Origin of the sequence: Streptomyces sp. BV286, assembly GCF_019090165.1 — a bacterium.
In the GTDB taxonomy this organism is placed as follows: domain Bacteria; phylum Actinomycetota; class Actinomycetes; order Streptomycetales; family Streptomycetaceae; genus Streptomyces.
The window spans coordinates 142,388-148,780 of record NZ_JAHRIB010000174.1 but is presented as its reverse complement, the minus strand read 5'-3'; the positions used below and the strand labels follow the sequence as shown (position 1 = coordinate 148,780).

General features: G+C 68.7%; 4 protein-coding genes and 4 pseudogenes. 3 read left to right on the top strand and 5 right to left on the bottom strand.

The genetic code is table 11. The features are described 5' to 3' along the window. Positions 1-166: 166 nt before the first annotated feature. The 5 genes and pseudogenes from KUF83_RS32605 to KUF83_RS32585 all read right to left on the bottom strand — a co-directional run bounded on the left by KUF83_RS32605 (position 167) and on the right by KUF83_RS32585 (position 3,123). Positions 167-1,351, bottom strand: a complete 1,185-nt coding sequence (locus tag KUF83_RS32605) for an IS701 family transposase (protein ID WP_217458249.1) — start codon at positions 1,349-1,351, stop codon at positions 167-169. A gap of 54 nt (positions 1,352-1,405) precedes the next feature. Next, positions 1,406-2,029, bottom strand: a pseudogene (locus KUF83_RS32600) (anti-sigma factor RsbA family regulatory protein); the annotation flags it as partial. Continuing rightward, positions 2,026-2,382, bottom strand: coding sequence for an STAS domain-containing protein (locus KUF83_RS32595; RefSeq protein WP_308403232.1), 357 nt, complete (start codon positions 2,380-2,382; stop codon positions 2,026-2,028). The gene KUF83_RS32595 and the pseudogene KUF83_RS32600, both read right to left, overlap by 4 nt. A gap of 188 nt (positions 2,383-2,570) precedes the next feature. Further along, positions 2,571-2,776: pseudogene (locus KUF83_RS32590) on the bottom strand (ATP-binding protein); the annotation flags it as partial. Between the two features lie 38 nt (positions 2,777-2,814). Next, complete coding sequence (locus tag KUF83_RS32585; protein WP_217458595.1) at positions 2,815-3,123, bottom strand: hypothetical protein; 309 nt, start codon at positions 3,121-3,123, stop codon at positions 2,815-2,817. A gap of 545 nt (positions 3,124-3,668) precedes the next feature. Here KUF83_RS32585 and KUF83_RS32580 point away from each other — a divergent pair. The 3 genes and pseudogenes from KUF83_RS32580 to KUF83_RS32570 all read left to right on the top strand — a co-directional run. Beyond that, positions 3,669-4,682: pseudogene (locus KUF83_RS32580) on the top strand (TerC family protein); the annotation flags it as partial. 428 nt (positions 4,683-5,110) lie between these two features. Next, positions 5,111-5,428, top strand: a pseudogene (locus KUF83_RS32575) (hypothetical protein); the annotation flags it as partial. Beyond that, complete coding sequence (locus KUF83_RS32570; protein WP_217458594.1) at positions 5,425-6,339, top strand: SDR family oxidoreductase; 915 nt, start codon at positions 5,425-5,427, stop codon at positions 6,337-6,339. The pseudogene KUF83_RS32575 and the gene KUF83_RS32570, both read left to right, overlap by 4 nt. Positions 6,340-6,393: the final 54 nt, after the last annotated feature.

Below are 6,393 nucleotides of genomic sequence, written 5' to 3'. Positions count from 1 at the left end.
CTAGTACTGCAACGGTGCTTGTTCTGATTGATGGGCAGTTGTCAGGGGCTGTGTCCGCGTCTTTTGTAGTGGCTGGTGCGGGCTTGGTGCTGGCGTCGGCGTCGCCAGTGTGACCAGTGCAGGATGTGGTCGACCGGGGTGGGTCGGCGGTCGGTGAGGCGGGTGATCAGGCGTCTGATCTCGGCGAGGCTGAGGTGGATGAGCTGGGAGGATCCGTTTCTGCTTTGTCCGTGTCCAGCTGGCGGGCCCGCAGGACGGTCAGGCAGGCGTGGGCGGCCATGGCCAGGGTCATGTGGCGGTGCCAGCCGGGGTAGCGGCGGACTTGGTAGTCGTCCAGGCCGCATTCCTGCTTCGCGGTCTGGAAGCACTCCTCCACGGCCCACCGACTGCCCGCGATGCGGATCAGGTCGTCGAGGGTGGTCTCCGCGGGGCAGTAGGCGATGTAGTAGGAGATCTCCTCCGGGCGGCTGACGCTGCGGCGGGCGATCACCCAGTGCCGGCGGTCGGGTCGGTGCCAAGGGCGGACCTCGACGCGGGCCCAGTCGTAGATCCGCTGTCCATGGGCACCTTGGCCGCAGGAGCGGCGCTTCCACTTCTGCCGTGCAAGGCCGGGGAACAAGTCATGGACGGGATGGTCGAGGGCCCAGCGGGTGACGACGGTGTCGTGCCGGGTGGTGGCCATGACGTGGAAGACGTCCGCCTGCTCCAACTCGAAGCGCCAGCCCTTGCTGAAGCCATAGGCGGCATCCGCCGTCACCCACCCGAACGGAATCTTCTCCGCGATCGCCCGGCGGACCATCGCCTTGGCCATGGCCACCTTCGTCTCGAAGGCGACGCTGTCGTCGATGCCTGCCCGTCGGCACCGCTCCCGGTCGTCCGTCCATGACGTGGGCAGATACAAGCGGCGGTCGATCAGCGTGCGCCCGCGCCCAGTGGCGTAGGCGAGGAACACACCGACCTGGCAGTTCTCGGTACGGCCCGCGGTGCCGGAGTACTGCCTTTGCACGCCGGCCGAACGGACGCCCTTCTTGAGGAAGCCGGTGTCATCGACGACCAGGACGGCATCCCGGTCTCCGAGATGTTCTACGACGTACTCGCGCACGTCGTCCAGGACCTCGTCGGCGTCCCACTCGATCCGGTTCAGCAACCGGTGGATGCGATCGGGGCCCGCGTGCCCGGCCTCCTCCGCCAGCGTCCAGCCGTTCTTGCGCTCCAGCGGCGCAACCAATCCCCTCATGTATGCGAGCGCCGAATCCCGCGGCTCCGACCGGCTGAACCGGTGCACGAACCGCCCGTGCACAGCGTCCAGTTCACTCGCCCACAACCTGACATCAGCAAGGTCCCCACCCATAACCTCACCAACGACTGACCTGGCCAGCAGTCACGGCAAGCACCGTTGCAGTACTAGAGCGAACCGGCGGACCGCCGGAAGGTCCTCCCCGCCGTAGGAGAGGGCCGCGGCGTCCGGTGCAGGCGCAAGCGCCTGGTTGTACCGATCGACGACCGCCTGCCAGTCGTAGACGTCGCTGACCGACTCACGCCCCTCCCTGCTGATGAGGGTCGGGTGCGTAACCCGCGCATCGGCGATCACCTCCGGGTCCAGCCGCACCTCGTCGTAGGGGCACAGGATCGTCACCGCCCGGCCCTCGAACGCGGCGTTGATCAGCGCCTCGTGCTGCGCGCACGCCGGGTACTCCACCGCGCTGCGCCCGGCCCAGATCGGCTCGCCGATGATCCGCACACGCCCCTTCGGGTGGGCGTCGGCGAATCCGCGCAGCACCCTGGGGATGATCCGCCCCGGGTTGCGGCCGGCCTCGGTCATGTCCAGGAACAGGATGCCCTCGGCGTTCCCGCCCAGACCTGCCTTGATCAGTTCCAGGTTGGGGCCGGGCACCGCCACGGCCATCGGCTCGCCGTTGCTCAGGCCCTCGCGCAGGAAGGTCACCGTCTGCCGCGTGTACTCCTGCTCGGTGCGGTAGAAAAGGGCAGGGTGCACGAACACCTCGTGGGTGGTCACCGTGCTCGTCACAGAGCCACCTCGATCCGGTCCAGGCCCGGCCAAAACATCTCCAGAACCCGCGGCAGCTGCGGCGGGGGATTCTCGACCACAACCCTCCCGTCGGGCAGGTTCATGGCGGTGACCGCCAGCGCGCTCACCCCGGCCACGTCGACGAACGCCACGTCCGACAGCTCGACGTACGACACGCCCGCGTGCCGCCGGACCAGCTCGGACAGAGCCTGCTCCCAAGACGGGCGAGTGAGGACGCTGATCTCACCACGGGCACGTATCCCAGAACGACCGCCGGGCAACGGGCTCACCTCCAACGCGGCCCTCCCGGGCACCGCCGGGTCGGGCCCGCCCACCACATGTGGGTCATCCACCCTCGGGCTCCTTCACATCAGGCCGCCTGCCGACCGTCCGGCACGGGCAGAGGAACAGCCCCTCCCAACGAGACAGTGTATCCAGGCAGCAGAAACGCCTGGCTCTCAGTGGGAGCGAGCAACGTTTTCGACGGTTCCGGAGAGCGCTCTGGGATCGCGGAGCACGAAGTCGGGGTGGTCTGCATCGTCTACGGGGGTCGGAGTCCGGCGATGGCACCTCCGGGGTCTCCGGGGTCGTCCAGGAGGGCGATGCGGACGGTGATGCGCTTGCCGACTGGCTCCTGCTGCGCTTCGAAGCCCTGGGCGACGGCCCTGACGATCTCCAGATCGTGCTGGCCGAGCCGTCCCGCGTCTGCGGTCCGGCCACCGGCAGTACCGGATCGCCGGCCCACACTCACCTGTCCCCATACCGGCTGACGCTGTCCGACCGGCTCAGTGCTGACGGTGATCGTGCTTGGACAGGTAGAGGGGACCGATCTGACGCCAGTAGCCGTGAACCAGGTTTTCGGCCTCCTGCACCGCCCGCTGAGCGCCTGGCGCGTCCGCTGGCAGGCGTTGCTCGGATTGAGCCGCGGCGGGCCCCGTGCGCCGGGCCTTTCTCAACACCGTCCAGCGCGAGGCACGGCGGGATACGGCAGCAGTGCGCGGCCTGCCAGTTCGGCCCGCCATGCACCATCGCGCGAGCAGTATCGCGGCCACCACCGACAATGCGCTGGCGGCATAGACCTCATGACCGGCCACTGGCTCCTCCTGCCGGACACCCGCCTGGACCGTGCCGGGTTCATCTGCCCCGGTATCCCACCGTCAACGTCACCGCTGGGCCAAGAAACCCTCACACGCCATCCCCGGGTGGCGGGGGTCGGCACCCGGCGTGGGGAAGACCGGGGCGTTCTGCATGCGCCGGACTGCGAGAAAGCACCGCAGGGTGCGCCGCTGCTCGAGGTCGAGCCCGCTCTGGACACTGCCGAGGACCCGGGCACCCGGCTGTGAAGGGCCGCTCAGGAGCTGACTCCCCTTGACTGAACACCCGTTCTGATCTCTGGACCGGAATCCCCCGTCCCCTCCCCCGCCACCGCATGCTGAGGCCCGTCCACGGCGCGCGTACGGGACGGGCGGCGGGGGTGAGCGTGGACTATGCGACCCTCCCGAGGCGCCAGTCTCCGGGAACTTCTGCGTCTCCGAACCCTCCGGCCGCACCCGCTCCGCATGCTCGCGGCGGTGCAATGCCGGACACTCCCTTATAGGGGCCGGCGTATTTCGCGCGGGCCATGGTGAAGGTGTTCGGCGTGCTTGAGGTCCCACTCTGGCTGTGGGGGGCGTTCGCCGCGACGGTGGTCGTGTCGCTGGCGGTGGACCTGCTGGCCCACCGCACCGCGCACGTCATCGGCTTCAAGGAGGCAGCCGCCTGGAGCGGCCTGTGGGTGAGCCTCGCCCTGATCTTCGGCGCGGTCGTCTTCCTCGTTCTCGGCACGACGGCCGGCACCGAGTACACGACAGCCTGGCTGCTGGAGAAGAGCCTGTCGGTGGACAACCTCTTCGTCTTCGCCGTGATCTTCGCGTACTTCAAGGTGCCCCGCGCCTACCAACACCGCGTGCTGTTCTTCGGCGTCATCGGCGCGCTTGTCTTCCGCGGGATCTTCCTCTCCCTCGGCGTCGCCGTGGTCAGCCGCTTCACCGCGGTGCTGTTCGCCTTCGCGGCGGTCCTCTTCTACAGCACCTACAAACTCCTCAAGGACGAGCAGGAGAGCTTCGACCCGGGCAAGAGCTTCGCCGTACGGATGCTCCGTAAGATCATCCCGGTCCGGGACGAGTATGCCGGGGCGAAGTTCTTCGTCAAAGAGGCCGGCAAACGGATGGCGACCCCGCTGCTCGCGGTGGTCGCCGCGATCGAGGCAGCCGACCTGGTCTTCGCCGTCGACAGTGTCCCGGCCGTCCTCGCGGTCAGCGACGACGCCTTCATCGTCTACACCAGCAACGCGTTCGCCATCCTCGGCCTGCGGGCCCTCTACTTCATGCTCGCCGGCCTCCTGGACCGCTTCCACTACCTCAACAAGGGCCTCGCGATCATCCTGGCGTTCATCGGCGTCAAGCTCATCTTCCAGGCCTCCCACAAGTTGATCAGCCCCAGCATCCCGGAAATCCCCTCGCCGGTCAGCCTCGCAGTCATTGTCTGTGTCCTGGCGGGCTCCGTCGTACTCAGCCTCAGAAGGCCCGCTCCGGCAGGCGCCCAGGAGCAGCCCGACGAACAGGAAGGCGCTTCCGAGACCTCTGAGCAGTCCGGCTCACCACCTGTGACGGATGGTCCTCAGCCCTCAAACGGTTCAGCAGGCCGGCACACTGCATCCCTCTCGCACTCGGGGCAGCGAGGAAACAGGGCCCTTCCCGACGGGCCGATACGGGCATATCGTAAAAATATGGTCAAAATGAAGCGTAAACCGGAAGCCTATACGTGTCCGAGCTGCAAGCGGTCCGTGCCGCCTGCTGCCCACCGCCACAAGACCCTCGGCGTGTTCGTTCCCGTGTGGGGCCCGGGCGCATGTCAAAACCGCGAGTGTCCCGACTTCCGGCTGGACCCCAGCCACAAGCACTCCGAGGGCCCGGTGACGAAATCCGACTGAGCCTGTCGGCAGATGGTCCCCGTCACGGGGCGGCCGCGGCGGTCGGCCCCCCCCTGCGGTCGCACACTCACTGACCTCGTCGGCGAGCTGTCCACCCGTCGCGAGATCTTCCGTGGCTGTGGGCCCGCCACGACGTGCGCACCTACGGCCGCGGCACCAAGCGATTCCAGCACCCGGTCGTGGGCACGCTCGACCCGGGCTACGACCTCCTCCGGCCAGCTGCCGAGCCCGGCCTGACGGTAACCATCTACACCGCCGAACCGGGAACGGCCTCACACGACAACCTAGGGGTGCGTGACCCGGGCGGGTGTGTGGTCGTTGCCCCCGAAGGCGCGTCCGCCGCCGCCCGTGCCGGGACCTGGGACTGCCCGGAGCTGGGTTCACAGCGGGACAACTACTGGCGTATCCCTGGAGCGAACAAGTCGTGAATGAGCGGACGAGCGGCGCCGGTTGGCCGGCCAGCGTGCTGGTGACGGGTGCGACCAGCGGGATCGGGCTGGCCACTGCGCTGCTCCTGGCCCGCCAGGGCCGGCAGGTTATCGGGACGGCTCGCTCCAAGGACAAGGCCGACGCGCTGGTCAACACCGCCCGCGCCCAGGGCCTGGCGTTGGACGCAGTGGTCATGGACCTCACCGACCCGGCGTCCTGCCGGGAAGCCGTCGCAAGAGCAGCCGACCTCTCCGGCGGTGGCCCCCACGCGCTGGTGGCCAATGCCGGCATCCCCCTGACGGGAGCGATCACAGACCTGTCGGAGGACCGGATCCGCGAGGTACTGGAAGTCAACGTCGTAGGCACACTGCGCATGTGCACACTGGTGCTGCCCGCGATGCGCAGGCGGGGCCGGGGACGGATCGTGACCGTCTCCTCCGTCGGCGCACGGATCCCGTCGCCGATGAGCGGCTGGTACGCGGCCAGCAAGCACGCGCTCAGCGCGGCGACGCACACCCTGCGCATGGAGACCCGCCGCTACGGCGTGCAGGTGATCCTTGTCGAGCCCGGCACCGTCGCGACCCCGTTCTGGGACCGGGCCCAGGAGGACCTGTCCGCCCTCGCCACGGCCCACACCGGCGCCGGTGTCCACGACCGTGCCGCAAGCCTCTTCTCCCGTATCCAGGGGTCGGCCGGCGGCCCGCAGCCAGTGGCCCGCACTATCGCCAAGGCCCTCGGCGTCCCGCGCCCGCGTCGCAGGTACACCGTCGGCCTCGATGCCCACCTGGGCGCCGCCCTGCAATGCGCGGCGCCTCTATGGCTCAGCGACCACATCAAGACCCGCCTGTTCGCCCTCCACACCCCGGCTGCCGCGGAACCGACCAAGGTCGCGCCGGCAAACGGGAACTGACTGTTCTCCAGGGTCACAGAGCCTGGCGAGCACCGCTGCGGCCCGTTCACGCAA